At 37.9% G+C, this 21,422-nt stretch carries 16 protein-coding genes, 1 pseudogene and 1 riboswitch; of the genes and pseudogenes, 9 read left to right on the top strand and 8 right to left on the bottom strand.

Features of this window, described 5'->3' with window-relative positions; genetic code table 11:
- Nucleotides 1-11: 11 nt before the first annotated feature.
- From R3X26_RS14675 to R3X26_RS14650, 6 genes and pseudogenes are all read right to left on the bottom strand, one after another.
- Nucleotides 12-914 carry a TIGR03899 family protein gene (locus R3X26_RS14675; RefSeq protein WP_317718082.1) on the bottom strand — a complete coding sequence of 301 codons (903 nt, stop codon included), beginning with the start codon at nt 912-914 and terminating at the stop codon, nt 12-14.
- Nucleotides 915-1,290: 376 nt separating this feature from the next.
- A pseudogene (locus tag R3X26_RS14670) lies at nt 1,291-1,814 on the bottom strand (DUF3299 domain-containing protein).
- A gap of 14 nt (nt 1,815-1,828) precedes the next feature.
- The gene (locus R3X26_RS14665; RefSeq protein WP_317718081.1) at nt 1,829-3,088 is read right to left on the bottom strand and encodes an ABC transporter permease; all 1,260 of its coding nucleotides are present in this window, start codon (nt 3,086-3,088) and stop codon (nt 1,829-1,831) included.
- Nucleotides 3,085-3,801 (bottom strand): ABC transporter ATP-binding protein, encoded by a 717-nt coding sequence (locus tag R3X26_RS14660; RefSeq protein ID WP_317718080.1) that lies wholly within the window; start codon nt 3,799-3,801, stop codon nt 3,085-3,087. The genes R3X26_RS14665 and R3X26_RS14660 overlap by 4 nt, the downstream gene beginning before the upstream one ends.
- Nucleotides 3,802-3,977: 176 nt before the next feature.
- Nucleotides 3,978-4,775, bottom strand: a complete 798-nt coding sequence (gene zrgA / locus R3X26_RS14655) for a zinc uptake protein ZrgA (RefSeq protein WP_317718079.1) — start codon at nt 4,773-4,775, stop codon at nt 3,978-3,980.
- 30 nt (nt 4,776-4,805) lie between these two features.
- Entirely contained in the window at nt 4,806-5,117 is a 312-nt protein-coding gene (locus tag R3X26_RS14650) for a DUF2607 family protein (protein ID WP_317718078.1), read from the bottom strand.
- Nucleotides 5,118-5,531: 414 nt separating this feature from the next.
- On the opposite strand from R3X26_RS14650, the gene R3X26_RS14645 reads away from it, so the two are divergent.
- Nucleotides 5,532-5,741: a DUF1107 family protein gene (locus R3X26_RS14645; protein WP_317718077.1), complete on the top strand. Its 210-nt coding sequence runs from the start codon at nt 5,532-5,534 to the stop codon at nt 5,739-5,741.
- A gap of 115 nt (nt 5,742-5,856) precedes the next feature.
- Here the strand turns inward: R3X26_RS14645 and msrA are convergent, their stop codons facing one another.
- On the bottom strand, nt 5,857-6,489 hold the full coding sequence (gene msrA, locus R3X26_RS14640; protein WP_317718076.1) for a peptide-methionine (S)-S-oxide reductase MsrA: 633 nt from the start codon (nt 6,487-6,489) through the stop codon (nt 5,857-5,859).
- A gap of 445 nt (nt 6,490-6,934) precedes the next feature.
- On the opposite strand from msrA, the gene R3X26_RS14635 reads away from it, so the two are divergent.
- Nucleotides 6,935-8,647: an autotransporter assembly complex family protein gene (locus R3X26_RS14635; protein WP_317718116.1), complete on the top strand. Its 1,713-nt coding sequence runs from the start codon at nt 6,935-6,937 to the stop codon at nt 8,645-8,647.
- Nucleotides 8,644-12,411, top strand: a complete 3,768-nt coding sequence (locus tag R3X26_RS14630) for a translocation/assembly module TamB domain-containing protein (protein ID WP_317718075.1) — start codon at nt 8,644-8,646, stop codon at nt 12,409-12,411. Before R3X26_RS14635 ends, R3X26_RS14630 begins: the two co-directional genes overlap by 4 nt.
- Nucleotides 12,412-12,575: 164 nt before the next feature.
- Here R3X26_RS14630 and fbp read toward each other — a convergent pair whose 3' ends face one another.
- The gene (fbp, locus tag R3X26_RS14625) at nt 12,576-13,589 is read right to left on the bottom strand and encodes a class 1 fructose-bisphosphatase (RefSeq protein ID WP_317718074.1); all 1,014 of its coding nucleotides are present in this window, start codon (nt 13,587-13,589) and stop codon (nt 12,576-12,578) included.
- Between the two features lie 393 nt (nt 13,590-13,982).
- On the opposite strand from fbp, the gene mpl reads away from it, so the two are divergent.
- The 6 genes from mpl (at nt 13,983) to R3X26_RS14595 (ending at nt 21,322) form a co-directional block, all read left to right on the top strand.
- Nucleotides 13,983-15,371, top strand: coding sequence for a UDP-N-acetylmuramate:L-alanyl-gamma-D-glutamyl-meso-diaminopimelate ligase (mpl, locus tag R3X26_RS14620; protein WP_317718073.1), 1,389 nt, complete (start codon nt 13,983-13,985; stop codon nt 15,369-15,371).
- A gap of 74 nt (nt 15,372-15,445) precedes the next feature.
- Complete coding sequence (locus tag R3X26_RS14615) at nt 15,446-16,063, top strand: flavin prenyltransferase UbiX (protein ID WP_317718072.1); 618 nt, start codon at nt 15,446-15,448, stop codon at nt 16,061-16,063.
- 93 nt (nt 16,064-16,156) lie between these two features.
- Nucleotides 16,157-16,287: riboswitch (TPP riboswitch) on the top strand.
- 48 nt (nt 16,288-16,335) lie between these two features.
- Nucleotides 16,336-17,319, top strand: a complete 984-nt coding sequence (gene thiB, locus R3X26_RS14610; RefSeq protein ID WP_317718071.1) for a thiamine ABC transporter substrate binding subunit — start codon at nt 16,336-16,338, stop codon at nt 17,317-17,319.
- Between the two features lie 4 nt (nt 17,320-17,323).
- Complete coding sequence (thiP, locus tag R3X26_RS14605) at nt 17,324-18,913, top strand: thiamine/thiamine pyrophosphate ABC transporter permease ThiP (RefSeq protein WP_317718070.1); 1,590 nt, start codon at nt 17,324-17,326, stop codon at nt 18,911-18,913.
- Complete coding sequence (gene thiQ, locus R3X26_RS14600; protein WP_317718069.1) at nt 18,900-19,625, top strand: thiamine ABC transporter ATP-binding protein; 726 nt, start codon at nt 18,900-18,902, stop codon at nt 19,623-19,625. The genes thiP and thiQ overlap by 14 nt, the downstream gene beginning before the upstream one ends.
- Before the next feature lie 236 nt (nt 19,626-19,861).
- Complete coding sequence (locus R3X26_RS14595) at nt 19,862-21,322, top strand: fructuronate reductase (RefSeq protein ID WP_317718068.1); 1,461 nt, start codon at nt 19,862-19,864, stop codon at nt 21,320-21,322.
- Nucleotides 21,323-21,422: the final 100 nt, after the last annotated feature.

The following is a 21,422-nucleotide window of genomic DNA, read 5'->3' as shown; positions in this document are numbered from 1 at the left end:
TCGTAGTGGCACTAAACAATTTGGTTTACGGTATTTTTTACTTCAGTTTGGATGGTGAACTTGTGGTTTAGTAAATTAACCAATTGATCAAAATATTTCATATTAGGTTTGTTGCCTAATAATTTACACAACTCGTTGCCAACCGGACTTAACCGATAATAAAGCAACCTGCTACCTTTGCCTGTTGGTTGCAATGAAATTATTTTCCCTTGGTAGTTCAGTGTTAATGCTGGATCGAATTCGATTTCGCCTGATTCTAATTCAGTACCAATGACTAGACCTAATTCAACTAATAGTAGAATACTCGAATAGGGTAAGTGATAACTACCAAGATTTATAGTTTCTTCAATATCACGTTTGGTCAGTGAAAATAATCCGGTTTGAGTTCTATATCCGATAAGTAGTTTCTTATTACTATCGCCATGACCAAAACTACAAGATAATGAAGCCGCTTTTTGCAAGAACTGTGCTTCTTTGGGCGTCATATCTTTTAGTACCTTGAGTGCTTTGACAGAAGTTGAACCAGGATTAGTGACTTCCAGTTTAAGTATTTGAGCCCACAATTTTTGCATTGAAGTGTTGTGAATGTCTTGTGCCATATCAAAAAATCGATTTAGCCAATCTTGATCAGGATCGCCCGCAGCTTCATCGTTGCAAAAGGTGTGTGAATATTGAATTATTTTTTCTAGATTTTTTTGTCTCTGTTCTCTTCTTTGTCTATCTCTGTTTAGCGCTCTTTCTAAAGTGGACTTTTCTGATTTAGTCGACGTTAACCTTGCATCTAACCCATAGGTTTCTGCAATGCTTTTTACTCTGCTGCCACTATCTTTGATGTAGGTGGATTTTTTATTGGAATGACTGTCAGGATCAGATTGGTCTTGAGTAATCGTCACGGGTGCTTTGTGTCCAGCCATGCCAAGTCGTCCTATTTAAATATAATCATCAAAAATGTAACGTTTTATTGAGAGTTATGCTACTGATTTAATCATTGTAGGTGGTTTTTGTTAACTATCATCATTAGCCTTGAAATTGTCTTATTTTTGATTAATAACCGAAACCAATGGAATTGACGATACGGTTTTATTCGTTTTATTAGGTTACTCTGCTATGATTTGATAATTAAATGTTAAATTTGTTAAATAATTGGAGGCTGCAATGGCGCAACCACACAATAATAAGTTTAAAAACAACAATAAGTTTAAAAGGCAACTATCTACTACGTTACTGTTTATGGTCTATATTGCTGTTTTGGCTTATTTATCCAACTTTTTAGTATAAAGTGCCTGAGAGTTATAGATCATCGTATGCTTCTAGAGAGACTCCATCAATAACGTAACCAACTTCGGCAAGTTCGTGGTTAACGGTTTCTGTTCTCAATGTTCCTACAATATAAACGACATCCCATAGCTCTTGAATTGGCGCACCCTCTTTAAAACGAACATAGATTAGTTGATTTGGTGGTGGGGGTGGAACATGAATACAAGCCCCTAAAAATGGTACTAATAAAACTCTGTGACCATTTTATCATCCCCTTCCAACGGAATAACAAACCCCGGGATTTTAACCAGACTTCCATTAAGTTCTTGTCTAACACTACCTAAGGTTGATTGTGCTGGCGCATCTTGAGTATGATCTAATTGTAGAGGCATCCCTACACTGTCGACTAAGTTTCTTTCGCTTTCTGGGATTAGGTCAATCCACTCTAATTGCAGTATGTCAGATTGTTCTACCTGAGATGTATCTGTATTTGAATTTGCTTGGATGGGTAATGAAAAGATACCCAAGCAACAGGCTATTAACATTAATTTAGACATTTTTTCCGCCATATTTATATCCTGATGGTCATGCCATCAGATAGTGATTTTCGATATGCACTCAATGCAGGAATAAAACCAATAATGATTCCAGCTAGTTGAACGAGTGCGAGTAGCATCCATTCGTGACTGCTCAATAATGATAACTCAATATTTATACCATACATTTGTTGAATAATAGGTTGAGCAATTGCAAGCAAAGAATATAACCCAAGTGTACCAGCAAGTATCCCAATAAACGTTAATGCACTAGCTTCACTGACTAATAAGATAAAGATGTGTTTTGGTCTTGCTCCCATCGCTCGTAAGATAGCCATTTCACGACGTCGTTCCTGTAAGCTGGTGAGCAAACTACTAAGCATCCCTAGTAATCCAGCAACTACAACAAAACCAGATACCGCCATTAATGCTTTTTCAGCTATCGACATCATTCCCCAAAGTTCTTGAAGAGCGATACCCGGTAAAATAGCGCTCAATGGCTCTTTTTTATAGGTGTTTATCTGTCTTTGTAAAGCAAAGGTATAAATTTTAGATTTTAGTCCAAGTAGAATAGCCGTAATCTGCTTTGGTTGAAAAGATTGTTTTTGTAAAAATTCAGCATCAGGTGTGTTACCTAAGTTGGCTCCCGATTCCCAACCTACATGTATTGCTTCTATCGCTTCTAAGGAAACATGAACCGTCTTATCCACCGGAGTACCCGTTGGCTCGAAGATACCGACGACTTTGAAAGGAAGATTTTCATGCCGGCTAAATGCTACATCGCTGATACCATGTGCGATGATAATTTCTGAGCCTATTTTGTAACCAAGTGCTTTTGCTACATCTGATCCTAGTACAGTTTCAAATAGATGATTGAACGGTCTCCCTTGTTGTAGGGTTAGTGGTTGCTTTCTACCATACCGAAAGTGTTTAAAATAATCTTGGTTAGTCCCCATTACTCTAAACCCTTTATGAGAGTCCCCTAAAGAAATCGGTATTGCCCAGTCTACAGAGCGTTGTTGGCTTAATTCTTCGAAGCTTTTCCAATCAATATTTGCTGTGGCATTGCCTATTCGAAATACAGAGTAGAGCAATAAGTTAACTGAACCAGAACGAGCTCCAACAATTAGATCTGTACTTGATATGGTGTTGGCAAAACTACTTTTTGCTTGAGTTCGAATTCTTTCTACACCCATTAATAAAATAACCGAAATTGCCACAGTCAATATAGTGAGTAATGCGGTTGCTTTTCTGTTAGCTAGGCTTTTCCATGCTAGTTGCGCCATGGTTTTCATTTCGCCTCCTTAGCTATCATTTGTGCTTGTTTGTTCAATTGATTGAGATGAATACTGGTATCAAACAAAGATTCTAAAGTTGGGTCATGACTAACAAAAATAAGGGTTGAATTAGCTTGTTTAGCTTCTTCCATTAATAATTCGATAAATGCACTGCGATTATCAAAATCTAAAGCAGAAGTAGGCTCATCCGCTATTAATAGTTCAGGTTGACCGATAAGAGCTCTTGCAGCGGCAACTCGTTGTTGTTGACCAATACTAAGTTCAATGATTGGTTTGTGGAGTAGATTTGTATCTAAATGCAAGCGATCTAATAAGTGAATCGCTTTTGCTTTTAGATCACCCGCTACATTTTTTTTTCGAATTTTAGAAAAATGGCAAGGTAAAATCACATTGTCAATCACAGATAAATAAGGCAATAGGTTAAACTGTTGAAAAATATAACCTATGTGATCCGCTCTAAATTTATCCCGCTGATTCTGCTTTAGTTGTGAGATATCGGTTGCAAGTATTTGAACTTTGCCTTGTTGAGGAGACATAATTCCGGTTAATAGTCCAAGCAGTGTCGACTTTCCGCTACCACTCGGACCTTTTATAAATACGTGCTCATTTTGATTTATCTCTAGCAAATCGAATTTGAGAGTAGGGGTCTCTTGCTCTGCCCAACTGAACTCAATATCAGACAAAGAAACTACTTTTTTGACTGTGTCCATGGCCTATATCCAATGTGAAAGTAGTGACTACTTACTTCTTCTTTATTAAAAGTAAGTAGTCACAAAGGTTTTCTATAAAATTTTAACTTGAAGTTTATTCATCTAAAGCTTGATTACCAACACATTAGTCAATTAAATCTTATTAACTTCAAGTGTGTCTGATAAGACATATAAACCTAGAACGAGATTACATAATCATCTTCATTAAGCTCTAATGCTTTTTGGTCAGTATCAGTCAACAGATTTACTGCGATGTTGTCAGTTGAAGGGAAATGTGTAAACCAAGTTGTTTCAATGTTTTGTAATTTGCTCATATCATTACACTCGAAATGGTATTCAACAGTGAATTCACTATGAGTTGAACCTTCGTGATCATGGTCATCGTGGTCGGCGTGTTCTTCATGATCATGGTCATCATGATCGGCGTGCTCTTCATGATCATGGTCATCATGATCGGCGTGCTCTTCATGATCATGGTCATCATGGTCGGCGTGTTCTTCATGATCATGGTCATCATGATCGGCGTGTTCTTCATGATCATGGTCATCATGATCGGCGTGCTCTTCATGATCATGGTCATCGTGATCGGCGTGTTCTTCATGATTATGGTCATCGTGATCGGCGTGCTCTTCATGATCATGGTCATCATGATCCAGTGTACTTGTCACACTAGTATGCTCAATTTGACAACCAGCTTGTTGAGATATGCGTAAAAGTTGACTGGAGTCGGCTAAAGTCTGTTTTGCTTTGTCGAACATTAAATGTTGTTGTTCATTAGTTGGTGCATGTTCAAACCCGACGACATCGGCTCCAGGTGCTGTAATTTCTACCAATAATTCATCGCCGTCTTGGGCAATATTAAACTCAACATGGCCATGAACATGGGCGCTATGCTGTCGGAAACCTTCCTCTGCTTGGCTAGATGCCGCTAGAATAAGAGTGGTTAGTAAAGAATATTTTATTACACGTTGCATAAGGTAAACCTCAATTTAAAAAATTAATATCTAAGTAAAAAGTAGTAATTGATTCGATATTTTTGGTGGTGAACGTGCTTTTTTGTTTGGTAATGGTTTGAATAATTCGGCAATTATCTTAGGTTTATGTTCAATTGGTTTTTGGCGTATGAGAGGTAATATCGTAAAAGGCGAAGTTATGCCATGTAATGCTTGTGCAAAAAGTTGACAATGGTGATGCTCATGATGAGATGAATCGATGTCGACCATATGATCGAGAAACGCAAAACCGGTCCAAAGCACAAGTACTAGGACGATTGAAGGTAGCCATTGTATCGAGGAGCGATTTGTATCGATTGGCATGAAGTCTTGTTTGCGTTCAGATGAATGTTTAGTCGTTAATGTAATAATATAACAATTATTCTGCAAGGTAATTGTGTGTAAGAAAATGCTTTACAGGGAAACTATATCTTAGATGAATTGATTATCATTCAATCCATAAGCTTTATTTTAACAATGAACGCTCTTAACTGGCTATTCTTGAGCTGGCTAAAGCCCAATAATGGTGAAATGCACAGTGTTGATGCACTGCAACTTATTTTTTATATTCGCATTCACTTCTAAAGTGTTACTTTTTTAGACAAAAAAGAGGTTATCTTCATTGTTATCTAAGAGGTGAATACTTTTTTAACTGAAGTTTTTTATGTTTTTAGTTGTGGCTTGAATTTTGCATTTACTTGCTGAAATAAAGAATAATTAAAAGAGAATAAGGCCATTATGTCGAGAGTATTTTCTATTTATCGTCCAGTTCAAGTTGCCCGTTTTGTCAAAACCCTTTTTAAGGGTGAATTTATTATAGAAGGTATTGGTATGTTCTATTTTGATAGTGGAAAAGTATTGCTTCCAGACTTATCTGAGAAGGCTAAGCTATCGATAATGAGAGAGGTGAATGACACTATCGATAACCTGACAATGGCTACCGCATAAAAAGAACGTTAGTTTGTCTTCGCCTGTTATATAGTAAAAATGGCATAACAGGCGGTAAAAATTTCACTGTCTACAGTAATGAATTTACAAAATAGACGGTTTATAAAATAAACAGTTATAGATTTGGAGGGAAACAAATACCTGTTCCACCTAGCCCACAATATCCTTCAGGATTTTTTGCTAAATATTGCTGGTGGTATTCTTCAGCAAAATAATAGTCTTCAAAAGCGGAGATGTCGGTAGTAATAGTGCCTTTATGTTCGGCTGTTAATGCGGCTTGATAGATCGCTCTGCTCTCTTTTATATTGTCTAATTGTGCTTTATTAAAATAATAGATAGCGGATCGATATTGTGTGCCAATATCATTACCTTGTCGCATTCCTTGGGTTGGGTCGTGATTTTCCCAAAAATGGTTCAGCAATTGAGATAACGTTATTTTACTAGGGTTAAAAATAACGCGTACTACTTCGGTATGGCCTGTATTGCCAGTACAAACTTCTTCATAAGTTGGATTTTTGGTATAGCCACCGCTATATCCCACTGATGTTGATTCGACTCCATCTAGTGACCAAAATAATCTCTCCGCTCCCCAAAAGCAGCCTAAACCAAATATAATTTCTTGTTGGCTATCAGTTGGTGCAGCCAATAAATCTGTTCCATTTACAAAGTGAGGTTTATTGAGTGATATTGCTACCTTGCGACCTTTAATTGCCGTTTCTTCTGTAATCTTAGTGTGTTCAGCTGACATTATTTTATCCATATTTTGTGCGTTACAAGATGTGTTTTTTGCATTAGAAAAGCAGTATAGAAGAAGGAATGTTAATTTCCTTATATCAAAATAGGATAAAAACAAATTAATACATATAACCTATCTATGTCTAATGTTAACGACATTTATTGGTATATATGACTTCCACTATATCGTAACTTTGTGCTCATAAGTTACGTCTATTTATTTTTCGAAGCGAACTCTATCCGTTTGGTTATAACTGAATTGATATTGTTTTTATCATAGTGGTAGCATCTTTAAAACACTTTGCTATAACCTTGTCTCGTTATCGGGTAAGCTTTGTGCAACAAGATTCGCGTAATGGTAACGTGAGTTATTTAGGTTATTTGTTCAAGATTATTTTTTAATAGTCGTTTCTTTAATGGTTATAGGTAAGAGTTAGGCTGTGTACCAATATGTCGAAATAATGAAAAAAAATATCTGTATTTTATTGCTATTTCTATCATGTAGTATGGAAACTTGGGCAAGTATGTCATTGAAAGTAGAAGGGTTGAAAGGTGCACTTAGTGACAATGTGGACGTTTATCTGTCGGCTATTCCTGAAGAGGATTATGCAACGTCATTGCGTTTTCAATCTCGGCTGCGAGATAATATCAAAACGGCACTCAAGGCATTAGGATACTACCAACCTACTATTGATTTTATTATTTCAGAGGATGAAGAAACCCTGACGGTCAATATTGCCGCAGGCGACCCCGTTCTTATTGAGATTGTTGATATTCAGTTGACCGGCGAAGCCAAGGATGATGATGAATTTTTAGCTTTAATCAATCAATCTGGCTTGAAGCAACAGGCGATATTGAATCATAGCCAATATGATGGACTTAAATCGGCAATTCGAAACTTGGCTTTGTCCAAGGGATATTTTGATGGCGACTATACCAAAACAACATTAGAAGTCGTTCCTGAATTGCATCAGGCTTTTGTTCATTTGCATTATAACAGTGGTGCTAGATACCGATTTGGAAAAACTGAAATTATTGGTAGTCAAATCGAAGAAGAAAAAGTTCGATCTCTTATTCCTTATAAACAGGGTGACCCTTACTTGGCCTCAGATGTTGGTCTATTTAATCAGAATTTGTCTAATACCGAGTGGTTCTCCTCTGTTTTCGTTAAACCCGATATGCAACACGTTCAGTCAGATCAAGTATTACCTATGGTGGCATCATTGGCACCACAGTCACAGAATCAAATAGAAACTGGGATTGGTTATTCAACCGATGTTGGGATTCGAGGTACGTTAAAGTGGAATAAACCATGGGTGAACAGGTACGGACATAGCTTTGATTCCAGTTTGTCGCTTTCAGAACCAGAACAAACGATCGTTGCAGGTTACACCATTCCATTAGAAGACGTCTTGAATGAATATTATCGACTTCAATATGGTATGAAATATGAAGATAACCTCGATACCGATAGTTTAGAGGCGAATGCGGTAATAGAAAGGCATTGGCAGCTCGATAATGGTTGGCATAGAAATGTTTTTTTAAGATATCTTCATGAAGACTTTACCCAAGGATCTCAAGATGATGATATAAAAATGATCATCCCTGGGATTAGTTTTTCTAGAACTAAAACATCAGGTGGGGCGATGCCTACATCGGGCAATAAATATTCTGTTAGTTTTGAAGTTTCAGATAAAAACATTGTTTCTAGAGCGCGTATGTTTAGAATTCAGACCCGATCTTCGTGGATTAATAGCCTTGGTAGTAATCATAGAGGTATTGCTCGGATCGATTTATCAGCCAATATCGTCGACAATATTTTAGACGTTCCTCCTTCGATTCGTTTTTTTGCTGGTGGCGATAATAGTTTACGTGGATACGACTATGAATCGATTTCTCCTACCGATGATACTGGTGCTTTAATTGGGGCTAAGTATATGGCAACCAGTTCATTAGAGTATCAATACCGACTGGTTGGGGATTGGTGGTTGGCCACCTTTGTTGACGCTGGTGACGCTTGGACCTCAACAGTTGATATAAAACTGGGAACGGGATTTGGTGTTCGTTGGGCCTCTCCGGTTGGCCCTGTTCGGCTCGACTTTGCTTGGGGGCTAGCTCTAGAAAGTAGCGATCAATTTCGAATTCATTTTGCTTTAGGGCCTGAATTATGAGTCGTTTAGTTAAGTGGCTGCTAAGAACAGTACTGGCCTTATTTGTATTAATATTATTGATATTAACACTTTTAGTTGCAGGCCTTTCGACCAATAGTGGCTTAAACACAGTTATTTGGAGCCTAGAGAAAGTATTGCCAGAGTTGCAAATAGCCGACTCTAAAGGATCTTTTTTCCCGCAGTTTTCTCTTTATGATGTTAAATACAAAAATGAAGACTTGAATCTTACTGTTGAAAGCAAAGCGCTTACATTAGGAATTACACCGAAATGTTTTTTAACGCCTTCTGTGTGTGTTGAGCTAATTCAAATTGACGGACTTGATGTGGTTTTTTCAGAGCTTCCTCCCTCAAACACAGAAGAACCGGAACCACCTTCTGAGCCTTTAACGGAAGTTCAAGTACCTTTTCCTATTTATATTAATGAGTTAAAACTTACGAATATCAATCTGAATGTGCTTGGTAATGTCGTCGACTGGAAAACATTTTCTAGCAAAATAGCTATGGTTGACAGCACATTAACGCTTTATCCTACTTTGTTTGAGCAGGTCAATGTAGAGTTGACATCCACGAATGAGAGTAACCCGTCTTCAAAAGAGCAGAGCACAGCGACTGAGAAGCAAGTTAAGCAAGATATCGTATTGCCTGATATTCTTGTTCCTCTAGAAATTGATATACAACAGTTTGATTTGAAAAGTTTTACCTTAAAAGGAGAGACGCCTGTTGTTGTTAATCACTTAGGATTATCGGCTAATGTACATCAGTACAACGTTAATATTGACCAATTAGTTTTAGATGTACCTCAAGCTGATGTAGAACTCAGTTCAAAGGTTGATCTGAAAGATAATTATCCTCTAACTCTTGATGCGAAAGCACAGGTAAAACAAACAGAGTTGAAAGGACAAAAATTACAGCTTTCAGCGACAGGTAGCGTGGCAGATCTACAACTAGATTCAACTCTTTCTGGGGTCATTGAATTAGCGATTAATGGACAATTAGAACCGTTAAAATCAAATTTACCTTTTGATTTTGCACTGTCTAATGGTGCGATGCAGTGGCCACTTACTGGGCAGGCAGATTACGTTGTTGATGTTGAGCAAATAAAAGTTGCCGGTTCATTAGATGGTTACCACCTAAATATTGCAACGGTTGTTGATGGCGAATCTATTCCTGAATTAGATCTTGCTATTAAAGGCGATGGTAACTTAAACGAAATCACGCTGGAATCGTTATTAATTAAAACGTTAGGTGGTGAAGTTTCCGGTCAAGTCATAGCCAATTGGCAAAGCCCAATTAACTGGCAAGCGACGCTAGGCTTGAAGGATATTCAACCCGGTATGGAATGGGAACAAGCTGAAGGAATCATTAATGGCTCATTATCAACCACTGGTAAGTTATTAGACTCTGGTGGTTGGTTGGTTGATTTACCTTTGTTAGATATTAATGGAAACCTAAGAGATTACCCATTAGATATAGAAGGGCAGTTGTCGGCCAGTGATCCGTCCGGTAAAGGGGATATAAAGATAGAAACAGAAGGACTAGGCATAAATCATGGTCCTAATGGTATTCTAATTTCCGGAAAACTAGATGAAGCCCTAGCGATAGACACGTTGGTAAATATTCCTGATATTGAAAAATCCATTGAAGGTGTAAAAGGGAGTATTAGTGGAACAGTTTCTTTACGAGGCAGTCTCGATATACCTCAAGTTATTACAGATATATCTGCAACCGAAATTGAATATTTAGATTTGGTGGACGTGGCCAACTTGAAGCTCTCGAGTAATTTGAAACCATTACCTTCTCCTGATGGCAATCTTGATATCGAGGTTAGAGAGGTACTTTACCAAGGTAAAAAAATCGATAATGTTGAATTGTCCCTTTCTGGTACACAAACCGATCATCAATTGAGTTTAGATTTGTTATCGGACTTATTATCCACCGATATTCGTATTCAAGGTGGCTTACAGCAAGAGCCGGAATTGGCTTGGAAAGGCGTGTTAGAGAATGCTAATCTTTCAACTCAACAAGGAACATGGCGAATTGATCATCAAGTTGATTTGGGCTTTATTGTGGATAGCCAATTGCTCAATGTCCAAGCTCACTGTTGGTTACAATCAAACTCAAAAATTTGTTTAACCGAAGATTTGAGTGCAGGTCAATCTGGTGATGCCCATTTAGCTGTAGAAAACTTTTCATTTAATCAACTGGATATGTTTATCCCTCCAAATATTGACGTAGATGGTGAAGTCGCCCTCACTGCTTCTGCTAGCTGGTCACCCAATGAAAGCCCTAACGCTGATGTTACCATTCAACTTCCTCAAGGGAACGTGCTGTATTCTGCTGACCAACCTTTAATTGTTGGCTGGGAGTCCATTGCTGTTAATGCGCAATTACATAATGATAAATTACTGGCCGATTGGCAGCTAGATATAACGGATAACGGTGATATTAAAGGGAACATTACTGTTGAAGATGTGCAATCGATTGAGGAGGCTCTGGATGCACAATTGATTTTAGATAATATCAATTTGGATATGATTCAACCTTTACTGGGAGAATACAGTAAGGTGAATGCCGATATTCATTCCGATATTAAAGTGTCGGGACCGGTTAAGCATCCTAGTGTTAATGGTCAATTTACGGTAGATAACATTATTGCTCAAGGTGATATTACACCAGTAGAAGTTTTACTCGGTAAACTTCAAGTTGATTTTTCTGGTTATGATGCATTACTTGATGCCGATATAGAAACCGCTGATGGGGTGTTGAAAATTGACGGTGATGCTAATTGGCGTGATTTGCAAGCTTGGAATAGTAAAGTACGTGTTTTTGCAGAAGAGCTTAATGTTGAGCTACCTCCAATGGTCGATATTAAAGTTAAGCCCGATATGACGATAATTGTTAATCCTCAATTGGCTAAAATAGAAGGTGACATCTATTTGCCATGGGGTGAAATTGTAGTAGAAGAGTTGCCACCAAGTGCTGTGTCTGTTTCTTCTGATGAAGTGATTTTAGATAAGAATTTAGAGCCGATAGAAGCTGAAAACCCGATACCAATGGCGATAGAAACAGATGTGAATATTCATATTGGTGATGAGTTTACGTTAGCTGCTTTTGGATTAGAAGGTGAGTTAGTCGGTCAGTTAAATGTAACAGAAAAGGATAAAGGCCCTTTTATTGTTGGAGAAATTGAAATTGTTAATGGGACTTATCGATCTTTTGGTCAAGATTTGATTATCGAAGAAGGTAAAGTCCTAATGAACGGGCCCGCAGATCAACCTTATTTAGCTATCGAAGCGGTGCGGAATCCAGACAATACACAAGATGACGTGGTGGCAGGCATTCGTGTTACCGGACCTGCTAATGAACCGTCGATAGAGGTCTACTCTGAACCATCTATGCCTCAACAAAATGCACTTTCTTACTTGTTAAGAGGCCAAGATCTAGATGCATCTTCTGGCGGTAATGGTATGACAACTGCATTGATAGGATTGAGTATTGCTAAGAGTGGGCGTTTGGTTGGACAGATAGGAGAAACATTTGGCGTATCAGACTTACAGCTAGATACAGCCGGTTCTGGAGATGACTCTCAAGTAACGGTAAGTGGTTATATTACTCCAGAGCTTCAACTGAAATATGGCGTGGGTATTTTTGATTCTTTTGGTGAGTTTACCGTTAGGTATAAGTTGTTGACAGATCTATATTTAGAAGCAGTATCTGGAGTTGATAGTGCTGTGGATCTGTTATATCAATTTGAATTTGATTAGTTTTAGCTGTTTTGTTTAAAGCTATCTTAATGGTAGAAAGTTAAATAATAGAAAGCCGTTCATTTTATTATGAACGGCTTTGACGTATAAATACCCTATATAAAACGGTCGTGCAGAAAAGTAAAAAGTACGCGACTACCTATTAAGATAGGTGCGTCAACAGATTATTCGTTCGGATATTTCGCAATAAACTCTTCTACTTTCTCTACCATAGCTTTAGAACCAACAAAGAAAGGCACGCGTTCATGTAATTCAGTTGGTTTTAATTCCATAATTCGTTGTTTTCCATCTGAAGCTATCCCACCCGCTTGTTCAATTAAAAAGGCCATTGGATTACATTCATACAAAAGACGAAGTTTACCATTCGGATGGCTCTCTGTGCTTGGGTATAGATAAATCCCGCCTTTCAATAAGTTTCGATGGAAGTCAGCAACAAGAGATCCAATGTACCGAGAGGTATAAGGACGATTATCTTCTGGAACACTTTCTTGGCAATATTTAATGTATTTTTTTACGCCTAAAGGAAAACGAATATAGTTTCCTTCATTAATTGAGTAAATATTCCCTGTTTCTGGTGTTACCAATTTCTCATGAGACAAACAAAATGAACCAATAGAAGGGTCATATGTGAAGCCATGAACACCATTACCGGTTGTATAAACCAACATGGTTGATGAACCATAAATTACATATCCAGCAGCGACTTGTTTCTCTCCTGGTTGCAAGAAATCCTCTTGTGTTGGAGGGGTTCCGACTGGAGAAACTCGACGGTAAATAGAAAAAATCGTACCAACAGATACGTTAACATCTATGTTACTTGAACCATCCAATGGATCCATTAACAAAACATATTTAGCATTTTTGTTGAGCTCTTTATTAAATGCAACAGTTTCATCTTCTTCTTCACTGGCTACCCCACAAACTTGATCTCGGGCTTCTAGTGCTGCTTTGAATTTATCGTTTGCGTATAAATCTAATTTTTGTTGCTCTTCACCTTGTATATTTTCAGCGCCAACCGAACCGGTAATATCAACGAGTCCTGCCTTGTTAATCTCACGGTTTACGATTTTTGCAGCAAGACGGATAGAAGCTAATAATGAAGATAGCTCGCCACTTGCGTGAGGGAAGTCATGTTGTTTCTCTACGATAAATTCGCCCAGCGTGCGAAATTCAGACATGTTATATCCTTTACGTTTTCTGATTATTTAGGAGACTTTTTAGTTACAATGGCTTATAGCTTTAGTCATTATTAGTAACAGTGTCAATTGTATGACAAAAAACTTTTTATGAGTAATGAAGTAACTCAATGATATGTAAATTGTTTTTTATTTCCATCACAGAAATTTTGTAAAAATGTTTCATGATTACTTATTTATGAGACATTATTCACTGTTTTGTATTAAGCCGCGATGACGATTGACATTAAAAAATAAATCAGCAGTTAGTGTATTAGCTTATTTATGTATTGATGAACAGGCGAATAGATCGGGAACGGTTAAATGAAAAATCAAGAAAGCGGTTAATGGCTAATAACAATAATCAGCAATGAATAAATTTAGGATACATAGTTAATGCACATTCATATATTGGGAATTTGTGGGACTTTTATGGGCGGAGCGGCTGTATTAGCTCGACAATTGGGACATAAAGTGACGGGTAGTGATACTAATGTTTACCCGCCAATGAGTACCTTGCTTGAGTCTCAAGGTATTGAGATTATAAAAGGATTTGACCCAGAACAGTTAGAACCTCGACCTGATTTAGTGGTTATTGGTAATGCACTTAGCCGTGGTAATCCATGTGTCGAATATCTATTAAATAATAATCTTAAATACACATCGGGGCCCCAATGGTTACACGAGTTTTTACTCCATGAACGATGGGTCCTCGCCGTATCTGGAACGCATGGTAAAACCACAACCTCAAGTATGTTGACATGGATTTTAGAAGATTGTGGTTATGAACCGGGCTTTTTAGTCGGTGGCGTGTTAGGAAACTTTGGTGTTTCTGCCCGTCTTGGCAACAGCCCCTTTTTTGTTGTCGAAGCTGATGAATACGACAGTGCTTTTTTTGATAAGCGTTCTAAGTTTGTTCATTATCATCCAAGAACGTTAGTGCTCAATAATCTTGAATTTGATCATGCGGACATTTTTGATGATCTTGAAGCCATTAAAAAACAATTCCATCATTTAGTTCGTACTGTACCTAGCAATGGACGTATTTTTTCACCTAAATTTGATAATGCGGTGCAAGATGTTTTACAACGTGGCTGTTGGAGTGAACAAGAGTTCATTGGTGACCAGTCTTGTGATTGGTCGGTAGAAAAAACCAATAAAGATGGCAGTGCATTTGATGTGTTTTTACATAATAAATTAGCTGGTACGGTGAGTTGGGATTTGGTGGGTGATCATAATGTAAATAATGCATTAATGGCGATTTCAGCAGCAAGACATGTGGGCGTAACGGTTGATTTAGCTTGTGAATCCTTGTCTCGATTTATCAATACCAAAAGACGGTTAGAATTAAAAGGTGAAATAGCAGGGGTAACACTGTATGACGACTTTGCTCATCATCCTACTGCGATAAGATTAACCTTAGATGGCTTGCGTAATAAAGTGGGAGATAAAAAAATCATCGCCGTTTTAGAACCAAGATCGGCGACGATGAAAATGGGCGTTCATAAAGCGACATTAGCTGATTCATTATCATTGGCCGATTCGGTGTATTTATTTCAGCCTAAGAATATAGATTGGTCAGTAGAGGATGTTGCTAAGTTGTGTTTACAAGATAACCAATCAAATAACGCACCACAGAAGAGTTTTGTTAGTGATGACATTGATTTGTTTGTGTCTGAGATTCTTAAGGAAGCCTCACACGGGGATCAAATTGTGGTCATGAGTAACGGTGGGTTTGAAGGTATACACGATAAAATCATAAATGGTTTAACATTAATGCAATAAGCCTTATTAACTGTATGACGTTTATAATAATTTTGCGTCGTGAATAATGTGATGAAAATAAATAGAGAATGTTCATGAGTACAAAAAAAACAATTACATTGGCATTTACTGGTGCGTCCGGTGCTCCATATGGGTTGCGCCTACTAGAATGTTTACTCGCAGCTGATTATACCGTGTACTTGCTAATTTCATCCGCAGCTCGAGTGGTATTAGCGACAGAGCATGGTTTAAAGTTACCTAGTGGTCCAGATGCTGCAAAACAAGCATTGGTGAAGCATTTAAAATGTAAACCAGAATTATTAGTAGTATGCGGTAAAGAAGATTGGTTTTCTCCTGTTGCGTCAGGAAGTGCAGCGCCTAAGAAAATGATTGTTTGTCCTTGCTCTGTCGGTACGGTGGCAGCAATAGCTCATGGTATGTCGGATAACTTAATTGAACGAGCTGCCGATGTTGTTATGAAAGAGCGAGGTCAGCTTTTATTGGTTGTCAGAGAGACGCCATTCTCTACTCTACATTTAGGTAATATGCATAAATTATCCCAAATGGGTGTGACCATTATGCCCGCTGCACCGGGCTTTTATCATCAACCAACCAGCATTGATGATCTGGTTGATTTTATGGTAGCAAGAATATTAGACCATCTTGAAATAGAGCAAAAATTGGTTGCGCGTTGGGGATACGATAATCGATAAGTAAATGATCCATTGAATTTTGTAGGTTTTATTTTACTTTTTTTGTCGTTTTTTGCTTGCTAGCAAACTTTTGGCTTTGCGGTTACAATCACTACCGACTCATCGGGGTGCTCATAGTTATTGGCTTTCTTCAATCAAAAACTATTGGGCTGAGATTAAGTTTTCTTAGAACCCGTACACCTGAACCAGATAATACTGGCGTAGGAATTGAGCTAGGATTTATCGACATCCTCCCTCAACCCTGTGCCGCTCATAGACATGGAGAGCGCCCAGTGAAATACACAATTTCAACTTTAGCAATAACCCTTTCATTTTCTACTTTCGCCGCTGATAAATTAACCGTTTATACTTACGATTCGTTTGCTTCCGATTGGGGGCCAGGGCCTAAAATCGAAAAAGCGTTTGAAGTACAGTGTGACTGTGATTTAGAGTTTATTGCCTTAGATGATGGTGTTTCAATTTTAAATCGTCTTCGCTTAGAAGACACTAATAGCAAAGCAGATGTTATTTTAGGTTTAGATACTAACTTGATGGCTGAAGCAAAAAGTACTGGGTTGTTAGCTGAACACCGTGTTGATACCTCTGCAACTATTTTACCTAATGGTTGGTCTGATAATACCTTTGTTCCTTTCGATTTTGGTTACTTTGCTTTTGTCTACAACAAAGAAACCTTAAAAAATCCACCAACCAGCCTAAAAGAATTGGTTGAAAAACGTGATGACTTGAAGGTTATTTATCAAGATCCGCGAACATCGACTCCGGGCCAAGGTTTAATGTTATGGATGAAATCCGTATATGGAGATGAATCTAGCGAAGCATGGAGTTTACTGGCTAAAAAGACGGTTACAGTCACTAAAGGTTGGTCAGAAGCTTACTCTATGTTTTTAGAGGGAGAATCGGATTTAGTCTTGTCTTATACCACATCACCTGCCTATCACTTGATTGCAGAAAATGACGATAAATATGCTGCCGCTAACTTTAGTGAAGGACACTACATGCAAACGGAAGTCGCAGCTAAAGTGAAAAGTTCTCGTCACCCTAAACTGGCCGATCAGTTTATGAATTTCATTTTAAGTGATGAATTCCAAACGGTAATGCCAACAGGAAACTGGATGTACCCTGTTACGAATGTCTCCTTACCAGAAGGGTTTGAAACTCTTACTACCCCACAACAATCTTTGTCTTATACTCCCGATGAAGTGGCAAAAATGCGTAAAACATGGATCCGTGAATGGCAGTCTGCGTTAGTGAAATAACCCTATGAACCAAGCGCCGAAATTAGGACTGATTATTGCGGTATGTATTGCTTTATTTGTGCTTTCGGCGTTAGGAGCGTTAATCTCCTACGCTCCTAATCTCAATCTAAGTCAAATTGTCTCTGATCCTTACTATCTACATGTAACCAAGTTTAGTTTTTATCAAGCGTTATTGTCGACCGTGTTCAGTGTCGGGTTAGCTATTCCTGTTGCTCATGCTCTGTCACGACGACAGTTTATGGGTAAATCACTGTTGCTTAAATTATTTTCTTGTACCTTGGTTTTACCAGTATTAGTTGGTGTTTTTGGTCTACTAGCTATTTATGGCAATAATGGATTATTAGCCAAGCTGTTTGATTGGTTTGACAACGAATTACCTTTCTCAATTTATGGATTAAACGGTATTTTACTGGCGCATATCTTCTTTAATTTACCTTACGCTAGCCGTTTATTATTACTGTCTTTAGAGGGGGTACCTATAGAGCAACATAAACTCTGTGCTCATCTCGGTATGGGCCACTGGTATAAGTTTAAATGGGTTGAATGGCCAAGGTTGCGTCAACAACTTCCTCATGTTTGTGGTTTGGTTTTTATGCTCTGTTTTACCAGTTTTGCGACGGTAATGGCATTAGGTGGAGGGCCTAAGTCAACCACCATCGAACTCGCAATATATCAGGCGATAAAGTTTGATTTCGATTTACAAGCAGGTGCATTGTTGGCGATATGGCAAATGTTGTTATGCGGGGGTGTGTCTTTAGTAATACAAAAAGTAAGTAAAAAAAATAGATTGTCGATTGAAGCCATTTTTCAGCTAATTCCACTCACTGATGACAGAAAAATATCTCAATGTTGGGACGTTTTGTGGGTTCTGTTATCTGTATTGATTGTCTTACCCCCATTATTGATGGTGGTGATTAGTGGTATTAATTCAAAACTATGGCAAGTACTACAAGATAGTCAGTTTTGGCAAGCGGTTGAAGCATCATTGAGCATTGCGAGCCTTGCCAGTGTGTCAGCTGTTTTTATAGGGATCTGCATATTGCAAACCAGCCGAATATGGAGAATACAGGGCAGGCTAAATTTGGCGAACAGCATCGAGATGATGGGAACCATTATTTTGGTCACGCCTGGTTTAGTGATAAGTACAGGGTTATTTTTGTTGTTGAGAAAAACAACAGACGTTTACAGTCTCGCATTTTTTATTGTGGTAGCGGTGAATGCTTTAACCGCATTACCATATGTGATTAAAACGTTATCTGAACCTTTCTTTCAAATAGTACAACAGTACCAGCTGCTTACTATGAGTTTAGGGATGAAAGGATGGCGTCGTTTTTTATTGATTGAATGGCGAGCACTACGAAAGCCCATTGCACAAGCGTTTACTATCAGTTTTATGCTTTCCATTGGAGATCTAAGTGCTATAGCTTTATTTGGTAGTCAAGATTTTAAAACGTTACCGTTGTATTTGTTCCAACTGTTAGGCAGTTATCAAATGGAAGCTGCTGCGGTTGTCTCGCTTGTTCTTCTTTTATTGAGTGTTGGCAGTTTCACGTTAGTAGAAAAGCTATTTGGGAGAGCACATGCTCAGAGTTGATGATATTCAATACCGCTATCATAAAGATATTTTTCAATTCGACTTATCGATAAACGATGAAAGTATTGTGGCGTTGATGGGCCCGAGTGGCGCGGGTAAGTCGACTTTATTGTCTTTAATTGCTGGCTTTATACAGCCAGAGAAAGGAGACATACAAGTGGATAGTAAATCGTTACTTAATATACCTCCTCATAAAAGACCTTTTTCCATGTTATTTCAAGAGCACAATTTATTTAGTCATTTAACGATTCGAGAAAATATTGGTTTAGGTTTACACCCGGGTTTAAAGCTAACAAACAAGCAAAAAATACAAGTGGTTTCGGCTGCAAAACAGGTTGGAATTGAAGAGTTACTAGATCGGACACCAGAAAAACTATCTGGTGGTCAGAAACAGCGTGTCGCATTGGCGCGTTGCTTTGTTCAACCACATTCAATTTGGCTGCTAGATGAACCCTTTTCTGCGTTAGATCCTATTTTAAGAAATGAAATGCTGTTTTTGGTTAAACAGCTTGCTGAAGAAAGAGGCATTACTGTTGTCATGGTGACGCATCATGTTAGCGATGCAAAAGCTATCGCTACTGATTTTATCTTTGTTGATGAATTAAAAGTGTTAGTGTATGACTCTATATCTTCATTAAGTCATAAGCATAACAATGAAAAACTGCGCACCTTTGTCCAATTAGGATGGTCTGATAAATCTAGCGTAGCATGACATTAAACTCACTATTGTCTCATACCTATCTATCTTGTTTTTTTGGTCGACCAATTATGGGCGGTTAGAATTTCTCAATCCGTTCACGTTCGTTTTTCTGGCTTTTTTCAAATAATAAACAGAATTGGTTGACTAAAATCATGTTTTTATCTTATTTAGGTTGACCAATTTTGTTGGTGATATATTTTACTTATTCATATTATCAGACAATAAACAATCTTTAAGGCTAAGTGAATATGTTAGATAAAGACGATCAACAAGAGAAAAAAGCGCCCATTTATCAAAATTCTCTACTGAAGAGCCGTATTGTTCATTTTGGTTTTGGTGCTTTTCATCGTTCCCATCAAGCTCTTTATACTAGCGAGTTACACAATTTGGTTGGTGGAGATTGGGGGATATGTGAAGTTGATTTATTTGGCCAAAAAAATATAGAGCAGCTACGCCAGCAAGACCATCGTTATCATGTATTAGAAAAGGGAGCAGAATCTAATACTTTAAAACTTTCCAGTTCAATTAATGAATCTCTGCATGCCAATCTTGATGGCCCAGCCGCCATTATAGCAAAATTGACAGAGCAACAGGTTGCGATCGTTTCTATGACGATTACTGAAAAAGGTTATTGTGCCGATTTTGTTAGTGGAAAATTAGACGTTAGCAATAGTTTGATCGAAAAAGATCTGGCTAATCCACATCAACCTTGCTCGGTGATAGGATATATAGTTGAAGGCTTAAGAATAAGAAAAGACCTAGGCATACAACCGTTTACCGTCATGTCTTGCGATAATATCAATAGTAATGGTCACGTAGCGAAAGCGGTGATTTTAGATTACGCTAACCTTATCGATCCGGCTTTAGGCCTTTGGATAGACCAACATGTTACCTTTCCATGCACCATGGTTGATCGCATTACACCTGCTGTCACAGCTGAAGATGAAAAAGACATCGCGACTATCTTAGGCTATAGCGATCCTTGCGCGGTTGTTTGTGAACCGTTTAGACAATGGGTGATTGAAGATGATTTTGTTAATGGAAAACCAGAGTGGGATAAAGTAGGCGCTCAGTTTGTAACCGATGTCGCGCCTTTTGAAGAGATGAAGTTACGCATGTTAAATGGTAGTCATTCATTTATGGCTTATATGGGCTATTTAGCGGGGTATGATTACATTTCTGAAGTTATTACTGACCAAAACTTTCGATCGGCTGTGTATGAATTAATGATGAATGAGCAAGCTGAATCTTTAAATACGCCACCAGATATCGATTTGAATGAGTACGCCAATAGGCTTATTGAACGTTTCTCTAACCCAAGCTTAAAGCATCGAACATGGCAAATAGCCATGGATGGTAGCCAGAAAGTACCGCCTAGATTTTGTGAATCAATCTCTATTTTGAAAGCCAAACATAAATCAACTAAATGGTTGAGTTTAGGTATTGCTGCGTGGATGAAATATGTTGGCCGTTGTGACGACCTTGGTAGAACTATCGACGTTGTTGACCCGTTAGTAAAACAATTTGACATTATTTATAAAAAATACCCAGAGAGTCGAGATATTGGGCTTAATCTACTGGCAATAACATCTATTTTTGGTGTGGAGTTAATTAAAGATGAGCAGTTTGTAACATCGGTTCTCAAAAAATATGATTTGTTGAACGCTAACGGGGCTAAAAAAACAATTAAACTGTTGTTGTCTGATTAATATAATCTTACTAAGTTATTGATGTTTTTGCATTATTGATGCTATTTATCTTTATACGAACTGCTTTTATTCATAGATCTTATCTTAATTTATAAAGCTA

Origin of the sequence: Vibrio sp. TH_r3 (assembly GCF_033101115.1) — a bacterium.
In the GTDB taxonomy this organism is placed as follows: Bacteria; Pseudomonadota; Gammaproteobacteria; order Enterobacterales; family Vibrionaceae; genus Vibrio.
This window is presented reverse-complemented; position numbering and strand designations above follow the sequence as displayed.